21 protein-coding genes, 3 tRNA genes and 1 pseudogene are annotated in these 22,169 nt (G+C 53.6%); 2 read left to right on the forward strand and 23 right to left on the reverse strand.

Annotated elements, in window-relative coordinates; all coding sequences use genetic code 11:
- From EOS98_RS20370 to nnr, 20 genes and pseudogenes are all read right to left on the reverse strand, one after another.
- Positions 1-639 carry a DUF1190 domain-containing protein gene (locus EOS98_RS20370; protein ID WP_001085606.1) on the reverse strand — a complete coding sequence of 213 codons (639 nt, stop codon included), beginning with the start codon at positions 637-639 and terminating at the stop codon, positions 1-3.
- Between the two features lie 9 nt (positions 640-648).
- Complete coding sequence (locus EOS98_RS20375) at positions 649-1,047, reverse strand: DUF350 domain-containing protein (protein WP_000547738.1); 399 nt, start codon at positions 1,045-1,047, stop codon at positions 649-651.
- A 17-nt stretch (positions 1,048-1,064) separates the two neighbouring features.
- On the reverse strand, positions 1,065-1,748 hold the full coding sequence (locus tag EOS98_RS20380) for a YjfK family protein (RefSeq protein WP_000090290.1): 684 nt from the start codon (positions 1,746-1,748) through the stop codon (positions 1,065-1,067).
- Between the two features lie 122 nt (positions 1,749-1,870).
- Positions 1,871-1,972 (reverse strand): annotated as a pseudogene (locus tag EOS98_RS24950) (hypothetical protein); the annotation flags it as partial.
- Positions 1,972-2,670 (reverse strand): PspA/IM30 family protein, encoded by a 699-nt coding sequence (locus EOS98_RS20385; RefSeq protein ID WP_000511981.1) that lies wholly within the window; start codon positions 2,668-2,670, stop codon positions 1,972-1,974. The gene EOS98_RS20385 and the pseudogene EOS98_RS24950, both read right to left, overlap by 1 nt.
- Positions 2,671-2,684: 14 nt before the next feature.
- Complete coding sequence (locus EOS98_RS20390) at positions 2,685-3,089, reverse strand: YjfI family protein (RefSeq protein ID WP_000312605.1); 405 nt, start codon at positions 3,087-3,089, stop codon at positions 2,685-2,687.
- Between the two features lie 131 nt (positions 3,090-3,220).
- Positions 3,221-3,952 carry a 23S rRNA (guanosine(2251)-2'-O)-methyltransferase RlmB gene (gene rlmB / locus EOS98_RS20395; RefSeq protein ID WP_001293274.1) on the reverse strand — a complete coding sequence of 244 codons (732 nt, stop codon included), beginning with the start codon at positions 3,950-3,952 and terminating at the stop codon, positions 3,221-3,223.
- A gap of 90 nt (positions 3,953-4,042) precedes the next feature.
- Positions 4,043-6,481 (reverse strand): ribonuclease R, encoded by a 2,439-nt coding sequence (gene rnr, locus EOS98_RS20400; protein WP_126524342.1) that lies wholly within the window; start codon positions 6,479-6,481, stop codon positions 4,043-4,045.
- Between the two features lie 37 nt (positions 6,482-6,518).
- Positions 6,519-6,944 carry a nitric oxide-sensing transcriptional repressor NsrR gene (gene nsrR, locus EOS98_RS20405; protein WP_001177632.1) on the reverse strand — a complete coding sequence of 142 codons (426 nt, stop codon included), beginning with the start codon at positions 6,942-6,944 and terminating at the stop codon, positions 6,519-6,521.
- 219 nt (positions 6,945-7,163) lie between these two features.
- Positions 7,164-8,462 (reverse strand): adenylosuccinate synthase, encoded by a 1,299-nt coding sequence (purA, locus tag EOS98_RS20415; protein ID WP_000527960.1) that lies wholly within the window; start codon positions 8,460-8,462, stop codon positions 7,164-7,166.
- A 102-nt stretch (positions 8,463-8,564) separates the two neighbouring features.
- The gene (locus EOS98_RS20420; protein ID WP_001089290.1) at positions 8,565-8,762 is read right to left on the reverse strand and encodes a DUF2065 domain-containing protein; all 198 of its coding nucleotides are present in this window, start codon (positions 8,760-8,762) and stop codon (positions 8,565-8,567) included.
- A gap of 78 nt (positions 8,763-8,840) precedes the next feature.
- Complete coding sequence (gene hflC / locus EOS98_RS20425) at positions 8,841-9,845, reverse strand: protease modulator HflC (protein WP_001232417.1); 1,005 nt, start codon at positions 9,843-9,845, stop codon at positions 8,841-8,843.
- A gap of 2 nt (positions 9,846-9,847) precedes the next feature.
- A complete protein-coding gene (hflK, locus tag EOS98_RS20430; RefSeq protein ID WP_000312505.1) occupies positions 9,848-11,107 on the reverse strand; it encodes an FtsH protease activity modulator HflK in 1,260 nt (419 codons plus the stop codon).
- A 214-nt stretch (positions 11,108-11,321) separates the two neighbouring features.
- The gene (hflX, locus tag EOS98_RS20435) at positions 11,322-12,602 is read right to left on the reverse strand and encodes a ribosome rescue GTPase HflX (protein ID WP_000460338.1); all 1,281 of its coding nucleotides are present in this window, start codon (positions 12,600-12,602) and stop codon (positions 11,322-11,324) included.
- Between the two features lie 71 nt (positions 12,603-12,673).
- On the reverse strand, positions 12,674-12,982 hold the full coding sequence (hfq, locus tag EOS98_RS20440; RefSeq protein WP_001051875.1) for an RNA chaperone Hfq: 309 nt from the start codon (positions 12,980-12,982) through the stop codon (positions 12,674-12,676).
- An 82-nt stretch (positions 12,983-13,064) separates the two neighbouring features.
- The gene (gene miaA / locus EOS98_RS20445; protein ID WP_001000737.1) at positions 13,065-14,015 is read right to left on the reverse strand and encodes a tRNA (adenosine(37)-N6)-dimethylallyltransferase MiaA; all 951 of its coding nucleotides are present in this window, start codon (positions 14,013-14,015) and stop codon (positions 13,065-13,067) included.
- Positions 14,008-15,864 carry a DNA mismatch repair endonuclease MutL gene (gene mutL, locus EOS98_RS20450; RefSeq protein ID WP_039590039.1) on the reverse strand — a complete coding sequence of 619 codons (1,857 nt, stop codon included), beginning with the start codon at positions 15,862-15,864 and terminating at the stop codon, positions 14,008-14,010. The genes miaA and mutL overlap by 8 nt, the downstream gene beginning before the upstream one ends.
- 9 nt (positions 15,865-15,873) lie before the next feature.
- Positions 15,874-17,196 (reverse strand): N-acetylmuramoyl-L-alanine amidase AmiB, encoded by a 1,323-nt coding sequence (gene amiB / locus EOS98_RS20455; RefSeq protein WP_000640354.1) that lies wholly within the window; start codon positions 17,194-17,196, stop codon positions 15,874-15,876.
- Between the two features lie 16 nt (positions 17,197-17,212).
- Positions 17,213-17,674, reverse strand: a complete 462-nt coding sequence (gene tsaE / locus EOS98_RS20460; protein ID WP_000981990.1) for a tRNA (adenosine(37)-N6)-threonylcarbamoyltransferase complex ATPase subunit type 1 TsaE — start codon at positions 17,672-17,674, stop codon at positions 17,213-17,215.
- Positions 17,646-19,193, reverse strand: a complete 1,548-nt coding sequence (nnr, locus tag EOS98_RS20465; RefSeq protein ID WP_126524343.1) for a bifunctional ADP-dependent NAD(P)H-hydrate dehydratase/NAD(P)H-hydrate epimerase — start codon at positions 19,191-19,193, stop codon at positions 17,646-17,648. The genes tsaE and nnr overlap by 29 nt, the downstream gene beginning before the upstream one ends.
- Between nnr and queG the strand changes: the two genes are divergently transcribed.
- Entirely contained in the window at positions 19,192-20,331 is a 1,140-nt protein-coding gene (gene queG / locus EOS98_RS20470; RefSeq protein WP_164550771.1) for a tRNA epoxyqueuosine(34) reductase QueG, read from the forward strand. The genes nnr and queG overlap by 2 nt on opposite strands.
- Positions 20,332-20,600: 269 nt before the next feature.
- Here queG and EOS98_RS20475 read toward each other — a convergent pair.
- The 3 genes from EOS98_RS20475 to EOS98_RS20485 all read right to left on the reverse strand — a co-directional run bounded on the left by EOS98_RS20475 (position 20,601) and on the right by EOS98_RS20485 (position 21,140).
- Positions 20,601-20,676: transfer RNA gene (locus EOS98_RS20475), tRNA-Gly, on the reverse strand.
- 156 nt (positions 20,677-20,832) lie between these two features.
- Positions 20,833-20,908, reverse strand: a tRNA-Gly gene (locus tag EOS98_RS20480).
- A 156-nt stretch (positions 20,909-21,064) separates the two neighbouring features.
- Positions 21,065-21,140, reverse strand: a tRNA-Gly gene (locus EOS98_RS20485).
- A gap of 275 nt (positions 21,141-21,415) precedes the next feature.
- Here EOS98_RS20485 and EOS98_RS20490 point away from each other — a divergent pair.
- Positions 21,416-22,156, forward strand: coding sequence for an arginine ABC transporter substrate-binding protein (locus tag EOS98_RS20490; RefSeq protein WP_000727892.1), 741 nt, complete (start codon positions 21,416-21,418; stop codon positions 22,154-22,156).
- The last annotated feature ends 13 nt before the right edge of the window (positions 22,157-22,169 follow it).

A 22,169-nucleotide genomic window follows, 5' to 3' on the forward strand; every position in this document is an offset into this window, starting at 1 on the left:
TTAGCCTCCCCAGTGCCCGCGGGCGCTGGAAGAACGGCCATAGCCGCCGCGGGAGACGGTGGACGCTTTCCGTGTGATATAACCAGGGCTGGTCACGGTATCGCTTTTCCCTGTGCCGCTGCGCCACGCATAGTCGCCGGATGTGGTGCGCCAGACGGGACGGGAGACGTAGGATGAACCGCCGCTGCTATAGATGTATTGTTCATCACGGTTCTGACGAATCGCGCGGCTGAGTAAAAAGCCGCTTAATACCGGAACCCAGCTCCGCTCGGTGATATCAAAGTAGCAATCGCCAAACTGCGACTGACAGCGCTCCTGCGTCAATTGCTTAGGCACATTAGCGTAAAATTCTGTTTTCGCATTATTCCAGCCGTCAGCGCAAACGCTGGCGCTATTGCCATCGTCAATACAGTCGTTCACCGTGGCGTAAAACGTCCCATCGCCGTCGTTGTCACTATTGCTGCCGTCACCGTACCCTTTCAGGAGAAAAAAGGCCGCTCCGCCCATAATCGCCAGCGTCAGGTATTTTGGCGTGTAGCGATTTCGTTGCCGCTCAAAGGGATTGACCGGTTCGGCTATCCGTCTTATTGCCGAATGGCCTACGCCGGATGTGCTTCTGGATTTTCGTTTTTTTGCCATGATCTTCCGTTACCATGTCATACAGGCAGCGTTAAAAATACCGCCAGCCAGCGCTGCGGTTCCCATAAATAGCCCCGCCGCCACGTTGTGATTAATAATTTTTTCGCTCAGCGTAGGCATGTATAACCTTACGCAACCATAAATCAGCAGTTGAATCACCAGCGCAATGCCGCCCCAGGCAAAATAGTCCGGGATACTGACCGAGTTTATCGCCGCGCTGGATAAGGGGATGACATAACCCAGCAACGTACCACTAAAGGCCAGCGATGCCGCAGTATTGTTATTTTTTATCAACTGCCATTCATTATGCGGCGTTATCTTTGAGTAAATAAAAAGAAATACAATGACCATTGCCGCGCCAATAAAAAAATAGGCGCAGAAAGCCAGTAATGCGTCCAGTATATGCATAATTTCCCTGTATGTGCTTAACCAATAACCGTCAGTGAAGTGAGCGGGATATCCACGCCAAGGGCGCGTGAAAACACCCATTCAGGCTCACCGCGCTCGTTAAATGATTCTTCCCCGTTCAATAGAAGATACTCCCAGGCGTCATCCGTCACCTGGCGCTGGAAGCCCATCGTAAAATTGTGAACGTCCCATTTCTCTGCCTGCTGATTTTCAACCTTTTCCAGCATGTAGACAGGTTCAATATTGCCCGGCTCTTCATGGTTAAAAAAACGCTGCCAGCGCCGTTCTTGCCAGTTGAGCGTCATCGGCCCTATTGCCGCTGGCGCAATGGCTGAACGCCAGTGACGTTCCTCGTTAATACCGAAACTTTCCTCATATACAAAAAGTTTGATGTCATCAATGTCGTCAACATCCGTGCCGCCAGTGGTGTTAATTTGCAAAAACTCATCGCCAGAGGTGTAGTAGCGAAAAATCTGACTGCCGCCGCCTAAATCTATACGACTCGCTGCCGCGACAGTGTATTTTTCACCTGGTAGCGCCACCAGCAACGACGACTCCAGTAGCCGGAATGCCAGCGTATCCAGCGTGAAACCGGCGTTAAGATGTAATCCTAATGGTCCGCGAATCGGCGCTGGCGCGCTTGTTTTACCGAGCAAACGCTGAAAAAATTGCATCATAGGGGAACCTCTATCTCTTGCCATGCGACCTCTTCAGCCAGAATGCGATTGTCGTTGGGCATAATGCCATTTGAGATCGCGCATTCATGTGCCGTCTCGTATGAAAGCGACGAAGCTCAGCACGGTAGCGCGCTTTCGCGCTACCGATAACAAAGCAGATACTGCCCGATAAACAGGCCCAGCAAAGCGGGCCAGGTCAGTCTGGACAAATGACGCTGGCAGGTTTTGACCATCCACGTAAAGAGCATTATTCGCCTTGTTGACGCTGTAAACGCGCCAACACATCCTGAGCATTGCTTTTATTGGTTGCGCCAATACCCGCCTGCGCCAGTTTTTCATCCAGGTCGCGTCCATCGGCGACTTTTTCCAGCTGCGCGGCGGCATCCAGCCGGGCCTGGCGTTCAGCCTGACGCGTTTGTAAACGTTTAAGCGACTCCGCCGCCGTAGACACATTCGACGCGGCTCCGACGGTCGAGGTCGTCACCGCCTGCTGCGCGCGCTGCATGGCTTCTGTCGCCTTAACCACTTCAAGTTGCTGCTCAAACTGCGCAATCCGCTGGCCTGTCGCCGTTACGGCCTTCTCCACCGCATCGCGAGAGGCTTCCAGATTAGTCAGCACCTGTTCTTCGGCAAGAATGGCATTTTCCAGACGGGCTATTTCTTCCGCCACTTCGTTGAGTAAAGCGGCGTCGACATTCTTACTCATTGCCGCCAACGCCCGCGTTTCAAGGCTGGCTTTACGCTCACGTAAATCATTCAGCTTGTCATGGCTTAACTTCACCCGCGCCAATAAATCCACTCTGGATTTACCCGCTTTATCCAGCTCGGCTTTTGCGTCGCGAATATGCTGCTCCAGCATACGTACACCCTGTGCTTCATCAATGGCTTCTTCTGCCTGAGCAACGAATGATTTACCTAACGTGAACAAACTTTTTAAAATTCCCATGTAAGCCGCCTGTATTATTCCTGTGAATAGACTTGTGTTATTTCAGCGATATCCAACGCATTTTCTACAAGCGTGGTGATTTCCAGCGTCACGTCGGCAAGCGACGAATTTAACGACAGCGCGCCAAAAGCGACATAATATTCCTCCTGTTTTACCTGGGTAATACCGACTGAAGACAGCGGTAAAACCTTCTGATTTCTCAGTAAGAAAAGATTAAATTCCGCGGTATCTCTAATCGTATTTACCGGACAGATATAAGTCTCGATAACTATTTGTTGCGAGGTAAATAAAACCGCCAGTGGTAAATCGCCATAATCATTCATTTTTATTATTAATGAGGATTCATTATTTTCTATATCAATATCTAATTCGGCGATGTTGTTTAATGCATCCGCCAGCGTCCGTGGAGTCCATGCCATATTTTTATCTCTATCTCATTTTTATAAATAAAAGAAATTACAGGGTAGGTTTTTCTTTTTATATTACCAGCCAGAGATAAAAAAAAACCATCCGATTATGGATGGTTTTTTCTTAAAAAATACTATTAGCGTCAGGTTCGCTGGCGAACGGCTTCAAACAGACAAATCCCGGTCGCAACAGAGACATTCAGCGACGACACGCTACCGGCCATAGGAATGCTGATCAGCTCATCGCAGTGCTCACGGGTCAGACGACGCATACCTTCACCTTCTGCGCCCATGACCAGCGCCATGCGGCCAGGCATTTTGCTCTGATACAGCGTATGGTCAGCCTCGCCCGCCGTTCCGACAATCCAGATATTCTCTTCCTGCAACATGCGCATCGTGCGCGCCAGGTTGGTGACGCGGATCAATGGCACGCTTTCTGCTGCGCCGCAGGCGACTTTCTTCGCCGTCGCGTTAAGTTGCGCGGAGCGGTCTTTCGGCACGATTACCGCATGTACGCCTGCGGCATCGGCGCTGCGCAGACAGGCGCCAAGATTATGCGGATCGGTGACGCCATCGAGGATCAACAAAAAGGGGCGATCGTGTAATGCGATCAGATCCGGCAGATCGTTTTCCTGATACTGCCGGCCTGGTTTCACGCGAGCGATAATACCCTGATGCACGGCACCGTCGCTTTTCTCGTCGAGATATTGGCGGTTTGCCAGCTGGATAACCACGCCCTGGGACTCAAGGGCGTGAATCAGCGGCAACAGACGTTTATCTTCACGGCCTTTTAAAATAAAGACTTCCTGAAAACGTTCAGGGGCGCGCTCCAGCAGGGCCTGCACTGCGTGGATGCCGTAAATCATTTCGCTCATTAATGTACTCATTGTTTACGTTTTGCCGGGGGCGCTACGCTTGCCCGGCCTACAGATAATTCACCCTCTTCTGTTTGAAGAGGGTATTGCTCACTCTGCCGCTTTTTTCTTCGCCGCACGCTTCGCTTTGGTCGCTGCGGCTATTTTCTGCGTTTTAGCCGATGGCTTTTTTGCTTTTCTCGCGTCTTTCTTCGCTGCTTTCGGCTTCGCTTTTTTCTCGCCGCGGAAGGCGCTATCAGGCTCGAAGTTAACTTTTTTACCTACCTGACGACGTTTACCGGCGTTTTTACTTTCACCTTTTTTCGCTTTTTCACGCGCCGTTTTGCCGACGTTACGCGGTGCGCGCTCGCTGGAGATCAGGCTAAAGTCAATTTTCCGTTCGTCCATATTCACCGCTTCGACGCGTACCTCTACCCGGTCGCCCAGGCGATATGTCTGTCCGCCGGACTCGCCAATCAGACGTTGCCCTACCTGATCGAAGCGATAGTAATCGTTATCCAGTGAGGAAACGTGTACCAGCCCATCGATAAACAGTTCATCAAGACGGACAAAGAAGCCGAAACCGGTGACGCTGACAATCACGCCCTTAAAGACGTTGCCTACCTGATCCAGCATAAAGTCACATTTCAGCCAGTCGGAGACATCACGCGTCGCTTCATCAGCGCGGCGTTCCGCCATCGAACAGTGCTGACCGAGCTGCAACATCTCTTCCATCGAGTAGTGATAACCGCCCGTTTCTGTGGTGTTGCCCTTGTTCCCTTGCTCTTTCGCCAGCAGGTACTTAATGGCGCGGTGCAAAGAAAGATCCGGATAGCGGCGAATCGGCGAGGTAAAGTGCGCATAAGACTGCAACGCCAGGCCAAAGTGCCCGCGGTTTTCCGGATCGTAAATCGCCTGCTTCATTGAACGCAGCAGCATAGTTTGCAGCATTTCGGCGTCCGGCCGGTCGGCAATCGATTCAAGCAGTTCGGCATAATCGCGCGGTTCCGGTTTGTTTCCGCCCGGCAGCTCCAACCCCAGCTCCGCCAGTACGGAGCGGAATGAGGTGATCGCTTCGGTGGTGGGCTTATCATGAATACGGAATAACGCCGGCTCTTTAGCTTTTTCGACAAAGCGCGCCGCCGAGATATTCGCCATGATCATGCACTCTTCGATAAGCTTATGCGCGTCATTACGCTGGGTCTGTTCGATACGCTCAATGCGACGATCGGCGTTAAAGATAAACTTCGCCTCTTCGCTCTCAAACGAGATCCCCCCGCGCTCTTCACGCGCTTTATCCAGCACTTTGTAGAGGTTGTGCAGCTCTTCAATATGCTTCACCAGCGGCGCATATTGTTCACGCAGATCCTGATCGCCCTGCAGCATATGCCAGACTTTGGTATAGGTCAGACGCGCATGGGAGCTCATCACCGCTTCATAGAATTTGTAGCCGGTCAGCCGACCTTTCGCCGAGATGGTCATTTCACAGACCATACACAGCCTGTCAACCTGCGGGTTTAGCGAACACAGGCCGTTGGAGAGCACCTCCGGCAACATTGGGACAACCTGTGACGGGAAGTAAACCGACGTGCCGCGATTGCGCGCCTCGCGATCCAACGGCGTTGGCGGCCGTACATAATAGCTCACGTCAGCAATAGCGACCCACAAACGCCAGCCGCCGCCGCGTTTTTTCTCACAGTAAACCGCGTCGTCAAAGTCACGGGCATCTTCGCCATCAATCGTGACCAGCGGCAAATCGCGCAGATCGACACGACCTGCTTTCGCCTCTTCCGGCACCTCTTCTTTCAGCCCGGCGACCTGCTGCTCTACCGCCTGCGGCCAGATGTAAGGTATTTCATGGGTACGCAGCGCCATATCAACCGCCATACCGGTGCCCATATTGTCGCCCAGCACTTCGACGATTTTCCCTACCGCTTTAGTACGGCGAGTTGGACGTTGGGTCAGTTCAACCACGACCACGAACCCCATCCGCGCGCCCATGACGTCTTCTGGCGGGATAAGAATGTCGAAGCTTAGGCGGCTGTCGTCCGGCACCACAAAGCCGACGCCCGCATCGGTGAAATAACGCCCGACTATCTGACTGGTTTTCGGTACCAGTACACGGACGATACGCGCTTCGCGGCGACCTTTACGATCGGCGCCCAGCGGCTGCGCCAGCACCTGATCGCCATGAATACAGGTTTTCATCTGCTCGCTGGAAAGATACAGATCGTCTTTGCGGCCTTCGACACGTAAGAAACCGTAACCGTCACGATGACCGATCACGGTGCCTTTCAGCAGGTCGAGGCGTTCCGGCAGCGCATAGCACTGGCGGCGGGTAAAGACCAGTTGTCCGTCGCGCTCCATCGCGCGCAGGCGGCGACGCAAGGCTTCAAGCTGCTCTTCGCCTTCAATATTCAGTTCTACGGCCAGTTCTTCGCGACTGGCCGGTTTTTCACGTTTCGTTAAATGTTCGAGGATAAATTCCCGGCTCGGGATAGGATTCGCGTATTTTTCTGCTTCGCGTTCCTGGAAAGGATCTTGTGACATTGAGGTTCCTCCATTGTCATCTCTAATGAAGTTTACTTCACTCCACCAGTAATAATTTATAAAGCGGTTGATTCTCTTCAACCAAATCGGCAAGCGTGTAGTTATCCAGCTCCTTGAGAAAACTCTGCACGGCCTTAGAAAGCGCCTGTTTCAGACGACAGGCAGGGGTGATGTGGCAAAATTCGCTGCTACAGTTGACCAGTGATAAGGGTTCCAGCTCACGCACCACATCGCCAATACAAATAGTATTAGCCGGTTTACCCAGGCGGATACCGCCATTTTTTCCCCGAACGGCGGTGACAAAGCCCGCCCGGCTAAGCTGATTGATAATTTTGACCATATGATTACGGGACACGCCGTAGACTTCTGTCACCTCAGAAATGCTGGTCATTCGTCCATCTGGTAACGACGCCATATAGATTAGCGCACGTAAGCCGTAATCGGTGAAACTCGTTAACTGCACATCAACCTCAGGAAAAGGGAAAACGGGATATAACTTATCTGTATTGATGATAAACCAGCCACCTGTCAGGCTGCTAATTTATTTCGGTTCAGGAAGGAAAAAAGCGGGGAACAATGACGCATTTGAGCCGAAGGATGATGCAAAGCATCTTATCCGGCCAACAAATGCGTACTCATCATAGACCCGGTAAGCGTAGCGTTACCGGGCATCATCCATCAATTACGCGTCGAACGGATCGCGCAGAATCATCGTCTCAGTACGATCGGGGCCGGTAGAAATAATATCAATCGGCACGCCGGTCAGTTCTTCAATACGCTTGATGTAGTTCAGTGCCGCCTGCGGCAGACCGCTACGATCTTTCACGCCGAAGGTGGATTCAGACCAGCCCGGCATAGTTTCGTAAATCGGCTCTACACCTTTCCAGTCGTCAGCTGCCAGCGGAGTGGTAGTCACTTCGCGACCATCCGGCATACGGTAAGCCACGCAGAGTTTCACCTCTTTCAGGCCATCCAGCACGTCCAGTTTGGTCAGGCAGAAGCCAGACAGGGAGTTCAGCTGTACCGCACGACGAACGGCAACGGTGTCCAGCCAGCCGGTACGACGACGACGGCCGGTAGTAGCGCCGTATTCGTTACCCTGCTTGCAGAGGAACTCGCCGGTTTCATCAAACAGCTCAGTCGGGAACGGACCTGCACCTACACGAGTGGAGTAAGCTTTGAGGATACCCAGAACGTAATCAACATAACGCGGGCCCAGGCCGGAACCGGTCGCCACGCCACCTGCAGTGGTGTTAGAAGAAGTTACGTACGGATAAGTACCGTGGTCGATATCCAGCAGAGTACCCTGCGCACCTTCAAACATGACGAAATCGCCACGCTGACGCGCCTGGTCGAGCAGGTCCGAAACGTCAACAACCATAGAAGTCAGGATGTCGGCAACAGCCATCGTATCATCCAGAACTTTCTGGTAATCAACCGCTTCAGCTTTGTAGTAGTTAACCAACTGGAAGTTGTGATATTCCATCACTTCTTTCAGTTTTTCAGCGAAGGTTTCTTTGTCGAAAAGGTCACCAACACGCAGACCGCGACGTGCCACTTTATCTTCATAAGCAGGCCCGATTCCACGACCGGTGGTGCCGATCGCTTTCGCGCCACGCGCTTTCTCACGCGCGTTATCCAGCGCAACGTGATAATCAAGGATCAGCGGACAGGCTTCAGACAGCAGCAGACGCTCACGAACGGGGATGCCACGGTCTTCCAGTTCTTTCATCTCTTTCATCAGCGCGGCCGGAGACAGCACAACACCGTTACCGATGATGCTGGTTACATTCTCGCGAAGAATACCTGATGGAATAAGATGGAGAACGGTTTTTTCACCGTTGATTACGAGAGTATGGCCTGCGTTGTGACCGCCCTGGTAGCGTACAACATATTTAGCCCGTTCAGTCAGAAGATCGACGATCTTTCCTTTACCTTCGTCACCCCATTGGGTGCCCAGTACGACGACGTTGTTACCCATTTTTCAAAATCACCGTTTGCTTAAAAATGGATTCTACCATCGCTTTTTCAGATATACAGCACTTTTTGCACTCAATCTGCGGCAAATCCGACCACTTTTTGCTCAGCCAATCGTTTTCCTCAACATGTAGTAGACCACAACTCCCGCGACCACAAGTCCGCCGCCAAAACGACGTAAAACATTTTCCGGCAGTTGCGCCAGTGCCGAAACCATTTTTTTCCATGCGCCGGGATACAGCATCGGTCCCAGCCCTTCGAGGACTAATACCAGAGCAAGCGCCAACCAGATTGTTGAATTCATTTATCGCCCTTATAAAAGAAAACCACCGGCATCCTTTGGATGCGGTGGTTTTGCTGGTCTAAAACCGCTGACGCTATTTTAGCGTGTCGTCGAACTCGGTGTCTTCATGTAGCGGAAGAAATCACTGTCCGGGCTCAGTACCATCACGTCCTGATTACCTTCGAAGCTCTTCTCGTAAGCGCGCAGACTACGAATGAACGCGTAGAAATCAGGGTCCTGGCTGAACGCGTCGGCAAACAGCTTCGCGGCTTCAGCATCACCTTCACCACGCATGATACGCCCCTGACGCTCGGCTTCCGCCAGAGTTTTCGTCACCTCATAGTCAGCAGCCGCACGCAGTTTTTCCGCTTCTTCCTGACCTTGTGAGCGATGACGACGCGCGACCGCTTCACGCTCGGCGCGCATACGGTTGTAAATCGCCTCAGAAACCTCGGTCGGCAGGTTGATCTGCTTAATACGCACATCGACCACTTCGATACCCAACGCCGCCATACTGTTCGGGTTGATGACCGGTACTTTACCTTTGGTTTCCGCCGTGACGCGTTCCGCCGCTTCGGCAATCGCGTCATCCGCCGCCGGGGTCGCCACTTCATCATCAGTGCCGGCTGAACCGGAGTTCAGCGCGTCGCGCACTTCCAGAGTCAGGCGACCACGAGAATCGGTCACGATGTCTTTTACGTCCAGGCGACCAATCTCAGAACGCAAACGGTCCGAGAATTTACGTTTTAACAGCACTTCGGCTTGCGAAATATCGCCGCCGCCGGTCGCCAGATAGTAACGGCTAAAGTCGCTGATACGCCATTTGATGTAGGAGTCGACAATCAGGTCTTTCTTCTCTTTAGTCACAAAGCGATCGGCCTGGTTATCCATCGTCTGGATACGCGCATCAAGCATTTTCACTGATTCAATAAACGGGATCTTAAAGTGCAGACCCGGCGCGTAAACCAGCGGTTTGTTCTCATCGTCACGCAGAACTTTACCAAAACGCAGCGTAATGCCGCGCTCGCCCTCTTTGACCACAAAGACGGACATGTAGAGCACTACCAGCACGATGATGATAATCGCAATAACTGACTTACGCATCGTTATTCCCCCTGACGCTGGTAGTCGTTACGCTGCGCATTCGCGCGGCGTTGGTCCATAATATCGCCCTGATTTGAGGACGACGTGTTACTTGCTCCGCTGGCGTTAGACTTTGTGGACGGCGGCAGGCGCAGCAGGTTGCTGGCGCTATTGTCGCTCTTTGCCGCCGGCGCATTCCCGCCTTTCAGCATCTGATCTAACGGCAGCACCATTAAATTACCGCTCTTGTCGTTAACCAGTACTTTACGGGTATGGCTCAGCACTTTTTCCATCGTTTCAATATACAGACGCTCGCGTGTAATCTGCGGCGCGGCTTTATATTCCGGCAAAATCTTCGCAAACCGGGCGACTTCACCCTGCGCTTCCAGGATAGTCTGGGTTTTATAGGCGCGTGCCTCTTCCAGAATACGCTGCGCCTGACCGTTGGCGCGCGGCTGAACTTCGTTGGTATACGCTTCCGCTTCACGAATGTACTGCTGCTCGTTTTCACGTGCGGCAATCGCGTCGTCAAAGGCGGCTTTCACCTCTTCCGGCGGACGCGCAGCCTGGAAGTTCACGTCCAGCAGGGTAATCCCCATGTTGTACGGTTTGATAGTCTCTTCCAACTCGCGTTGGGTATCGCTACGAATAACGGTACGGCCTTCGGTCAGGATGCGATCCATCGTGTATTTACCAATGACGCCACGCAGCGCGCTGTCGGTGGCCTGACGCAGGCTATCGTCCGGGCTGGTCACGCTAAACAGATATTTCTGCGGATCGGTGACGCGGTATTGCACGTTCATTTCAACGCGCACGACGTTTTCATCAGACGTCAGCATCACGCCTGACGCCGCCAGTTCGCGCACCGCTTCGACGTTCACCGGCGTAACGTCGTCAATAAATGTCGGCTTCCAGTTCAGACCTGGCTCTACCAGATGGCTGAATTTACCAAAACGCGTCACAACGCCGCGCTCGGCTTCTTTAATGGTATAAAAACCACTGGCCGCCCAGATAATGACTACTGCCGCCGCGGCGATGGCGACAATACGGCCTCCCAGTTGCGGACGCGGGCCTTGCGATGAGCTACCGCCGCCGGAACCGGTGCCTTTACCGCCCCCAAAACCACCGAGTTTTTTACTCAGCTTACGGAAGATATCATCCAGATCGGGAGGTCCCTGATCGCGGCCACCTTTGTTTCCATTTCCCCCAGAGTTGCTGCCAGGTTTGCTGCTTCCCCACGGGTCGCGGTCCTGTCCGTTATTACCGGGCTGATTCCACGCCATGTTTGTGCTCCATATTTGTTATGCGGTGATCCCCGTTGTCTTTCGACCTCAGAGGATAAGGCGAAATTACTCCATGCTTCAGACGAACCGCCGTTACAGACATCATCTTTCAGGCTACGTCCTGAGTGGCGGCTTTTTTACCCCAGGTCACTTCGTTGTGAGCTCCTGAAATTCTCTCAGCTACCGCTTCAATACGACCTGAATGACTTCGCGTCTAGATCACGTATTCGATCAACGCCGGTTCTTGTTTACAGAGGCGACGCCAGTCGACAATCGGCATTCGTACCTGCAGACTGACGCTACCGTCTTCCTCCATCCACTCTTTTTCTATTGCCTGAAGCTGATAAAACCGACTTCTCAGACGCCCTTCCTGCGGCGGCAAACGCAGCGTATGCTGCGCCACCTCGCCGGAAAGACGCTCCGTCAAAGCCTGAAAAAGCTGTGGTATCCCCACGCCGCTTTGCGCTGAAAGCCAAACGCGGATGGGTTTATTCTCTTCATCTCTGTCGATACGCGGTTCAAAGTCGTCCAGCATATCGATTTTGTTCATCACCATTAAGGTGGGGATTTCGTGAGCATCAATCTCTTCAAGAACGGTGTTTACCGCCTCGATGTTTTCCTGCACACGAACATCCGCCGCATCGACCACATGCAGCAGCAGCGTCGCCTGACGCGTCTCCTGCAGGGTAGCTTTAAAGGCAGCCACCAGATCGTGCGGTAAATGGCGGATAAAGCCTACCGTATCCGCCAGAACGGTTTCACCGACATCCGCTACATCAATACGACGTAAGGTCGGGTCCAGCGTCGCAAATAGCTGATCTGCCGCATAGACCCGCGCTTCAGTGATCTGATTAAAAAGGGTGGATTTTCCGGCGTTGGTATAGCCCACCAGCGATACCGTCGGAACATCGGCCTTGATGCGCGACTGCCGCCCCTGCTCACGTTGCTTCTCAACTTTCTCCAGGCGCGACTGAATCTGCACAATGCGATTACGCAGTAAACGACGGTCGGTTTCGAGCTGGGTTTCACCCGGACCGCGCAAACCAATCCCGCCTTTCTGACGTTCAAGGTGGGTCCAGCCACGCACCAGACGCGTAGCCAGATGGCGTAGCTGCGCCAGCTCAACCTGCAACTTACCTTCATGGGTACGCGCACGTTGGGCAAAAATATCTAAGATAAGACCGGTGCGATCGATAACCCGGCACTCGCACAAACGCTCCAGGTTTCGCTCCTGGGCTGGACTCAATGCATGATCAAACAATACGACCGCTGCGCCAGTCGCTTTCACGGCTTCCGCAATTTCAACTGCCTTACCTTCACCTACAAAGTACTTCGGGTGCGGTGCTTTACGGCTACCGGTAATCACCTGCATTGCTTCGACACCGGCGGAAGAGACCAGAGATTCAAACTCCTGGAGGTCTTCCATATCTTTGTCTTGCGAAAAATAGATGTGTACCAGTACCGCCTGCTCACCGGCATCATAACGGTCAAACAAGCGTAAACCCTCTTAATAACCAGTGGGGGCGATTATCCGACGCCCCCGACATGGATAAACAGCGCGTGAACTTATTCAGTCTCTTCGCTGTCCTGTTGCGCAGTAGAACCCTGCGCGTTGCTACCGTGATGGTAGTTATTGCTGGCGCCGCCACCGGCATTGTTGCTGTGATGGGAAACCGGGCGAGACGGGACAACAGTAGAAATCGCGTGCTTATAAACCATCTGGCTGACCGTGTTTTTCAACAGGATCACGAACTGATCAAAGGACTCGATTTGACCTTGCAGCTTAATACCATTCACCAAATAAATAGAAACTGGAACACGTTCCCGACGCAATGCGTTCAGGAACGGATCTTGTAAAGATTGCCCCTTAGCCATTCTCTTTTCCTTATATGCTTATTTGTACTTTGAACCTTTCGATTCTGAAAAATTGCGCACGATACGTCTCAATTGTACACATTCAGTCTGCGATAGCACCAACAACCTGTAATACTTCTTTTCGCGCCCGATCGGGATTCTCACTGTCAAGCCAGCGCACCCCTTCCCAACCGCGCAACCAGGTCATCTGGCGCTTCGCCAACTGTCTCGTGGCGCAAACACCTCTATAAACCATTTCATCATATGAGATTTCGCCCTCAATGTATGACCACATCTGGCGGTATCCCACACAACGGATGGAAGGCAAGTCCGTATGCAAATCTCCTCGGGCAAAAAGCGCCCGGACTTCTGCTTCAAAACCTGAAGCCAACATCTGATGAAAACGCAGTTCAATGCGCTGATGGAGCAGTTCACGGCTCGCCGGGGCGATAGCGAACTGATGCACCTGGTACGGTAGCGCGTCTCCTGACGTTTGCGTTAGCTCCGTTAAAGTTTTACCCGAAATGAAAAAAACTTCCAGTGCCCGGGAAAGTCTTTGCGGATCATTTGGATGAATTCGCGCGGCGGCAACCGGATCTATCTCCTGAAGTTGCTGATGCAACGCCTCCCATCCAAGCTCCGCTGCTTGCTGCTCTATCCGGGATCTGACTTCCGGATCTGCTGAAGGCAGCGGCGATAACCCTTCCAGCAATGCCTTAAAATACAGCATGGTACCGCCCACTAACAGCGGGATACGCCCCGCAGCGGTGATCTCCGCCATTTGCTCTAACGCGTCGCGGCGAAAATCCGCCGCCGAATACGCCTGCGACGGGTCGCGTATATCCAGCAGTCGATGCGGCGCCGCTTTCAGCTCATCGGCATTCGGCTTAGCCGTGCCAATATCCATTCCCCGATAAATGAGGGCGGAATCAACGCTTATCAACTCTACTGGCAAAACTTTACGCAGTTCTATCGCCAGCGCCGTTTTGCCGGAGGCCGTCGGCCCCATCAAAAATATCGCCTTAGGCAGGCTCGCCTTGCTTACATCATTCATGCTTCAGGGCGTTCATCGCCGAATGTAAATCAACAGGTTGTAACAGGCCACCCGGCGGCGCTTTTACCAGCTGCGGACATAGCCGCTCAACATCCGCCAGCAGCGATATGGCCTGCGCCATCGACCACTGCGGATGTTCACTCTGCACATTACGCGCTATCCATTGTGCAATATTGACCGTTGCAAATGTGGTCTGTTGCGCCAGGTAGCCTATCAGTTCAGGAATCAAGATTTGTAAATTTTGTTGTCGTAAGGGTAAAGGCACCGCCCGAATGGTCACATGCTGCGCATCTGACTGAAATTCAATACCCAATTCTCCCAACAAAGATTGGGCTTTTTGCAGCGCGGCTTTTTCATCGGCGCTCACTTTTAAACGCAGCGGAATCAGCAACGGCTGCGCGCAAACCGGACTTTGACCCGGTGTAAGCTGCGCCTGACGCAGCCAACGCTCCGCAACCGGCAGCGACAAGAGCTGGATAGTCCCCGCGTGTTCCAGCAACGCGCAGTCACCGCCGACTATCGTCAGTACGCGACCAAAACTCTGGCTATGTCCGTCAAGCGCAGGCGCAACCGGCTCCGGCGCGGGGCTCGTCGCCGGCGTCTGTAAAAGCGTGCGATAAACCTCGCCCTGCTGCTTCTGATAACCTGGCTGCGCGTGCGGCCAACCACCTGCGGACTGACGCCCGCCGTTACCGCCCGATGTGCCGCCGGAATAACGCGGTGTCGCGGGCTCGCGCGCCGCAGTTGGCTCGGCGGGTACAGCAAAATGGTTGCGCCCGGCGGCGATACGGTTTTCCGGGACATGCCGCGGCGCTGGCGCAATATCCTCCAGCGGCAGCGTCGTTTCCGTCTGCTGTTGCAGAACGCTCAGCACCCCTTGATAGATGAAGTCGTGCACCAGCCGGGATTGATGAAAACGCACTTCGTGCTTGGCGGGATGAACATTGACATCCACCTGATGCGGGTCAATCTCCAGATACAACACAAACGCAGGCTGTTGGTCCGCGCCCAGTTTATCTTCACAGGCCTGGCGAATGGCATGATTGATCAAGCGGTCGCGCATCATGCGGCCATTCACATAGCAGTACTGGATCTCCGTTAACGCCGTGGTGGTGTGATTCGGATCGGCGACCCAGCCGCGCAGGGTCAGATCGCCATGCTGCCACTCGATCGCCAGTGCCTGTTCGAGAAACGGCGTGCCGCAGATGGCGCCTAACCGGCGCTCTTTTTGCCCGTCCTTTGCGACAGCGCGATACTGCCGTACCAATTTGCCGTTGTGCGACAGGTTAAGCGTGACGTCAAAACGGGCCAATGCAATACGACGGATGATCTCATCGATGTGATTAAATTCCGTTTTTTCGGTACGCATGAATTTACGCCGGGCGGGCGTATTATAAAAGAGATCCAGAACTTCCAGGGTGGTGCCGACCGGGTGCGCGGCGGGTTTTACCGTCACGTCCATGTCGCGCCCTTCCGCATACGCCTGCCAGGCTTCCGCCTGCTCCGCCGTGCGCGACGTTAGCGTCAAACGCGAGACCGAACTGATACTGGCCAGCGCTTCGCCGCGAAATCCCAGACTGATAATCGCTTCCAGATCGTCAAGCGAGGCGATTTTACTGGTGGCATGACGGGCCAGCGCCAGCGCCAGCTCCTCTTTTTTAATGCCGCAGCCATTGTCGCGAATACGAATAAGCTTCGCGCCGCCACGCTCGATGTCGATATCAACGCGGGTGGCGCCTGCATCCAGACTATTCTCTACCAGCTCTTTAACAACCGACGCAGGGCGTTCCACCACTTCGCCAGCGGCGATTTGGTTCGCAAGCTGCGGCGGCAGAACCTGAATCGGCATGAAATCTCCTTAATTCGCGGCGGTTATGGCGCCAGGCTGGTTGGTACTGGCCGTCTGGCCTGGGCCGCCCTGCGGCGCAGACTGGATCGGATGCGCTGCAAAGTACTTACGCAACCCCCGGTATATAGCGTCAGCAATCTGCTGCTGATAGCGGTCGCTCGCCAGCAATCGCTCTTCGCCGTGATTACTGATAAAGCCCGTCTCCACCAAAATGGACGGGATATCCGGCGAACGCAACACGCCCAGGCTCGCGTGTTCCGGGCGACGTTTATGCAGCGACCCCACGCCGTCGAGTTGGCTTAGTACGTTCGTCGCCACATCATACCCTACCCGCTGCGAATGACCGAATTGCAAATCCAGTACCGCCTGGCTCAGGTAAGGGTCTGACTGACTGTTTGCCAGCACATCGCCAGCGCCGCCTAACAGTTCGGATTGCTTCTCATGCTGCTCAAGCCAGTTTGCCATTTCGCTGTTCGCGCGACGATTGGACAATACCCAGACGGAGGCGCCGGTGGCATCGCGATTTGGCGCGGCATCCGCATGAATAGAGACAAGGAAGTTGGCGTTTTGCTTACGCGCCACGTCAGACCGCCCCATCACCGAAATAAAATAGTCGCCGTCACGCGTCAGCACGCCTTTAAACATCGGATCGTTATTCAGTAATGTGCGTAACTTACGCGCGATAGCGATGGTGACATTTTTCTCGCGCGTACCGCCCGGGCCTATCGCGCCGGGGTCCTGGCCTCCATGTCCGGCATCAATAGCAATCACCACTTTATCGCCAGCGCCTGCCGACGCGCGCGCCGCAGGCCGCGTAACGGTATTGCTGCTGGTTACGCCGGTCAGGCGATCATCAGAAGATTTAAACGGATTACGGGCAGGCTCCGTCGGGCGGGGCGCGCTTTCAACCCGTTTCGCGACGACAGGCGGTGGTGGTGGCGGCGGAACATCGGCATTAATGGTGAAAATGACCGTATAGTTGCCGCCGTTTTGCCGCTTCACAGCCTCGGTTTTACCATTTTCCGTCAGATCGACAAGCAACCGTAAAGATTGCGCATCTTTCGGCGTTCCGGCACGGATCGTTTTTACCAGATTGTTACCGCTAAACTGAAGCGGCAGCCCCTGAATCACGCCGGTCTGCCTGATATCCAGCGCCACGGTCCGTTTACCGTCCTGTGAGTAAGCATATTCCGGCTCGCCGATAAAACTCAGCGTAATGCGCGCCTGCTGCTCGCCGTTGGACACCTGAATATCAGAGAGACTGGCGGCGCCCGCCTGCGCGCACAGCAGGATTAAGGCTGCTATTACGGCATTTTTGATGCGATAAATCATCCCGCCACCTTTATAGCTAATCGGCTAAACGCGCCAGTAACGAATGACCCGATGAGGATACCGCGCTTACGCGAGCCTCACGCCCCTGCGCCTGGTAATCAATATGGATTTCGACGTCCGGGTCGGGGAGAACGCCTTTACCTTGTTGCGGCCACTCCACCAGACAAATGGCGTCGTTGGCGAAATAATCGCGAATGCCCATAAACTCCAGCTCCTCCGGGTCCGCAAGACGGTATAAGTCGAAGTGATATACCATCATGTTATCAAGCGTATAAGGCTCTACCAGCGTATAGGTGGGGCTTTTTACATTACCGTTATGGCCTAACGCCTGTAAAAATCCCCGGCTAAACGTCGTTTTACCGGCACCTAAATCGCCATACAGATAAATAACGGTCGCGCCATCGCAGGCGTTGGCTACCCGTTGCCCCAGGTCTAGCGTCGCCTGTTCGTCAGGTAGCGGAATTACTCGATTCATCATGGTTTACGTCAATCACATCAGGGTTAACAATACGCCGCAGCGTAGTAAAAAGATCGGTCGCCAACATGCCGCGAGCGCCATAACGCGCTGCCAGTAAGTCCGCCGCCGCGCCGTGAGCCACACATCCCACACATGCCGCATCATACGGGGTAAACTTCTGTCCGAGCAATGCGCCGATGATGCCGGACAGGACATCGCCCATCCCGCCGCTCGCCATCCCCGCATTACCAGCGTCAATGATAGCCAGAGGGTGGTGTTCAGCGGCAATAATCGTTCCTGCGCCTTTTAACACGACCACGCCTCCGTACCGTTTTACCAGACGCTGTGCTGAAAGTAAGCGATCACTTTCAATTTCTGCCACAGAACATCCTAACAGGCGGGCAGCCTCTCCCGGATGCGGCGTAATCACGCGATTGTGACGTTTATCAGGATTGATTGCCAGTAGGTTCAACGCATCCGCATCCCACAGCATAGGTTTACGGACGTTTTCTACTTTCTGTAAGGCTTTTTTGCCCCATTCCTGCTGCCCAAGCCCCGGACCGATCACCACAACGTCAGCCCAGGACAGGCTCTCTTCCAGCGACTGAGGCGTGAGTTCATGTACCATCAGTTCCGGGCGGGCCGTCAGCAACGGCGCGATGTTTTCACCGCGGGTCAGTACTCTGACCAAGCCAGCTCCCGTACGCAGCGCCGCCTCGCCAGCCATCCGAATTGCGCCCGCTGTTCCCTGGTCGCCGCCAATAATCGCCAGACGACCATGATCGCCCTTATGCGAGGTCGGTCGACGCGGCGTTAGCCATTGCCCCAACTGCGTCGCGTCAAAACGCCGGAGCGGCGGCGTCTGGCTTGCCAGCCAGCCTTCCAGTCCCAACGCGTCATAATGCAGTATGCCAGTAACGTCACGCGCTTTGCCGGTCAGCAGGCCTGGTTTCAGGGCGATAAACGTGACCGTATGCGCGGCGCTTATCACCGCGCCAGGCGTGGCGCCCGTTTGCGCCAGCAGGCCTGACGGGATATCGACGGCGACAACCGGCGCAGGATGGGCGTTCGCCTGTTCAATCAGACCGGCTACCGGGTCGCGCGGCGCCTGGGCTATGCCGGTGCCAAGCAGCGCGTCGATAATCAGATCCGTCGCTTCCGGCCAGATAATATCGGCAGCATGGATAATGCCGCCGGCATTCAGCCAGGCATCGCGCGCCTGCGCCGCTTCTTCAGGCAACGGTTTGTCGCTCTCCTGCGCCAGCAACGTTACGCTAATGCCCGCCGCTTGCGCTAGTCGCGCCACGACGTAACCATCGCCGCCGTTGTTGCTATGACCACACAACACCAGCCAGTGTCGGGTGTCAGGATAACTGTCACGGGCTACCCGAAATGCCGCGTCGCCAGCGCGCAGCATCAATTCATAGAGTGTGAGTCCGAAGGCATCCGCCGCATCGCGTTCCAGCCGTTTGATGTCATCGGCGGGCCAAATGGAGTGTGGTATACTTACAGGGTTTTTCTTCATGTTATGGTCCATCATGTCAAAGCCCCTCGATCTCAATCAGTTAGCGCAAAATATTAAGCAGTGGGGGCTGGAGCTGGGCTTTCAGCAGGTCGGTATTACTGATACCGATCTGCGCGCATCCGAACCTGCGCTGCAGGCGTGGCTGGACAAACAATACCACGGCGAGATGGCATGGATGGCGCGCCACGGTATGATGCGCGCCCGGCCTCATGAACTCTTACCCGGTACGCTACGTGTCATCAGCGTGCGCATGAACTATCTGCCCGCCAACGCCGCGTTTGCCACTACGTTGAAGGATCCCACGCTGGGCTACGTTAGCCGATATGCGCTGGGGCGTGATTATCACAAGCTATTACGCAGCCGCCTTAAAAAACTAGGCGAGCAGATCCAGCAGTACTGCGGTTCGCTGAATTTTAGACCGTTTGTCGACTCTGCGCCTATTCTTGAACGCCCATTAGCGGAAAAAGCCGGACTTGGCTGGACGGGTAAGCACTCACTTATCCTTAATCGGGAGGCGGGCTCATTCTTTTTCCTGGGGGAACTGCTGATTGATTTACCGCTGCCGGTCGACCAGCCGGTCGAGGATGGTTGCGGCAAATGCGTCGCCTGTATGACCATTTGCCCGACCGGGGCGATCGTCGAACCGTATACGGTGGACGCGCGGCGCTGTATTTCTTATCTCACCATTGAGCTGGAAGGCGCTATTCCGGAAGCATTTCGCCCACTGATAGGCAACCGTATTTACGGCTGCGATGACTGCCAGCTTATCTGTCCATGGAATCGTTACTCTCAGTTGACCGACGAAGCAGATTTTAGCCCACGCAAGGCGCTGCATAACCCAGATTTGCTTGAGTTGTTTAGCTGGAGCGAAGCGCAGTTTCTGAAAGTCACTGAAGGTTCTGCGATTCGGCGCATTGGCCATTTACGCTGGCTGCGCAATGTTGCCGTCGCGCTGGGGAATGCGCCGTGGAGTAATGCCGTCATTACGGCGCTGGAAAGCCGCAAGGGTGAGCATCCACTTCTCGATGAGCATATCGAATGGGCGATTGCGCAACAAATTGAAAAGCGCAACGCCTGCATCATTGAAGTGCAGCTACCGAAAAAACAGCGTCTGGTCAGGGTGATTGAAAAAGGGCTGGTGCGCGATGCCTGAATTATTCACAGGCTGTGTATAAAAATAAAAACACATTGCGATTCAAGAGGGAAAAAAGGAATAGTCAATAACGCTAACGTTTTGAAATCTTATTTTTTCTATATTTTTCAGTAAATTATAGAAATTCTACGCGTCAGGTATGATTTTTTGCATTCCAGGAGTAATGGGCCAACCTGTGGATAAGTCTGTTTACAAGGATCTGACGAAAGCGGAACAAAACGTGCCCCAACGCGATATTCGTTGTGGATAATTTTACTGTAGATAAGAATTGGAGCGGGAAACGAGACTCGAACTCGCGACCCCGACCTTGGCAAGGTCGTGCTCTACCAACTGAGCTATTCCCGCATAATCTTCGTCTTTCGAACCGCTACTGCGTTGGCTGCCTTCACTCGCCTGAGTCACTTACTTCAGTAAGCTCCTGAGGACTCATTCAGTTGCCGCCTTGTCGCAATTCGAAATCCTGCGATTGGTGGTCTGTGCTTAACAAGCACTTTCAAATTTTGGAGCGGGAAACGAGACTCGAACTCGCGACCCCGACCTTGGCAAGGTCGTGCTCTACCAACTGAGCTATTCCCGCATAATCTTCGTCTTTCGAACCGCTACTGCGTTGGCTGCCTTCACTCGCCTGAGTCACTTACTTCAGTAAGCTCCTGAGGACTCATTCAGTTGCCGCCTTGTCGCAATTCGAAATCCTGCGATTGGTGGTTTGTACTTAACAAGTACTTTCAAATTTTGGAGCGGGAAACGAGACTCGAACTCGCGACCCCGACCTTGGCAAGGTCGTGCTCTACCAACTGAGCTATTCCCGCAAATTTGTTGCTGTCGTAATTCGCATTTCAGCGTCGTTACGGGAGGCGCATTATACGAGAAATCCATTTAGCTGCAAGCCCCTGAACGCATTTTTTCGCGATTTTTGTTTGAATGCTGATTAAATCACCAAACAAGACAAAAAACGAGCAAAGCGTGCGCTATGCAACAAAAAACTTTTCACGCCACGCCTAAAGGCACAGAATCAGAATAGCACCCTGCGCCAAAAAAAGAATAGCACGGTGACCACAACATCCAATTGATATCAGGGATCAAGATGAAAAAAAAACTTATTGTCATGCTGTTAGCCAGCCTCTCCGTTCACGCCGCTTCCGTTTCCGCCAGAACATTACATTTTGGCACCTCCGCCACCTATGCGCCCTATGAGTTTGTCGATGCCGATAATAAAATTGTTGGTTTCGATATTGATGTCGCCAACGCGGTCTGCAAAGAGATGCAAGCGGAGTGCTCATTCACTAACCAGAGCTTTGATAGCCTGATCCCCGGCCTACGCTTCAAAAAGTTTGATGCGGTGATCGCCGGTATGGATATGACGCCCAAACGTGAGCAGCAGGTCTCCTTTAGCCAACCCTATTACGAAGGTTTATCGGCGGTAGTCGTCACGCGTAAAGGGGCTTATCACACTTTTGCCGATCTGAAAGGCAAAAAAGTCGGTCTGGAAAACGGTACAACGCATCAGCGCTATTTGCAGGATAAACAACAAGCTATCACGCCTGTCGCCTATGACAGTTATCTAAACGCCTTTACCGATCTGAAAAACAACCGTCTTGAGGGCGTGTTTGGCGATGTCGCCGCGATTGGTAAGTGGCTAAAAAACAATCCGGATTACGCCATCATGGATGAACGCGCCAGCGATCCTGACTACTACGGAAAAGGGTTAGGCATTGCGGTACGCAAAGGCAACGACGCGCTATTGCAAGAAATTAATGCCGCGCTCGACAAGGTGAAAGCATCGCCGGAATATGCACAAATGCAGGAGAAATGGTTTACGCAGTAATTCAGTGGCGGGA

The sequence above is a fragment of the Salmonella sp. SSDFZ69 genome (assembly GCF_004010755.1).
Classification (GTDB): domain Bacteria; phylum Pseudomonadota; class Gammaproteobacteria; order Enterobacterales; family Enterobacteriaceae; genus Salmonella; species Salmonella enterica.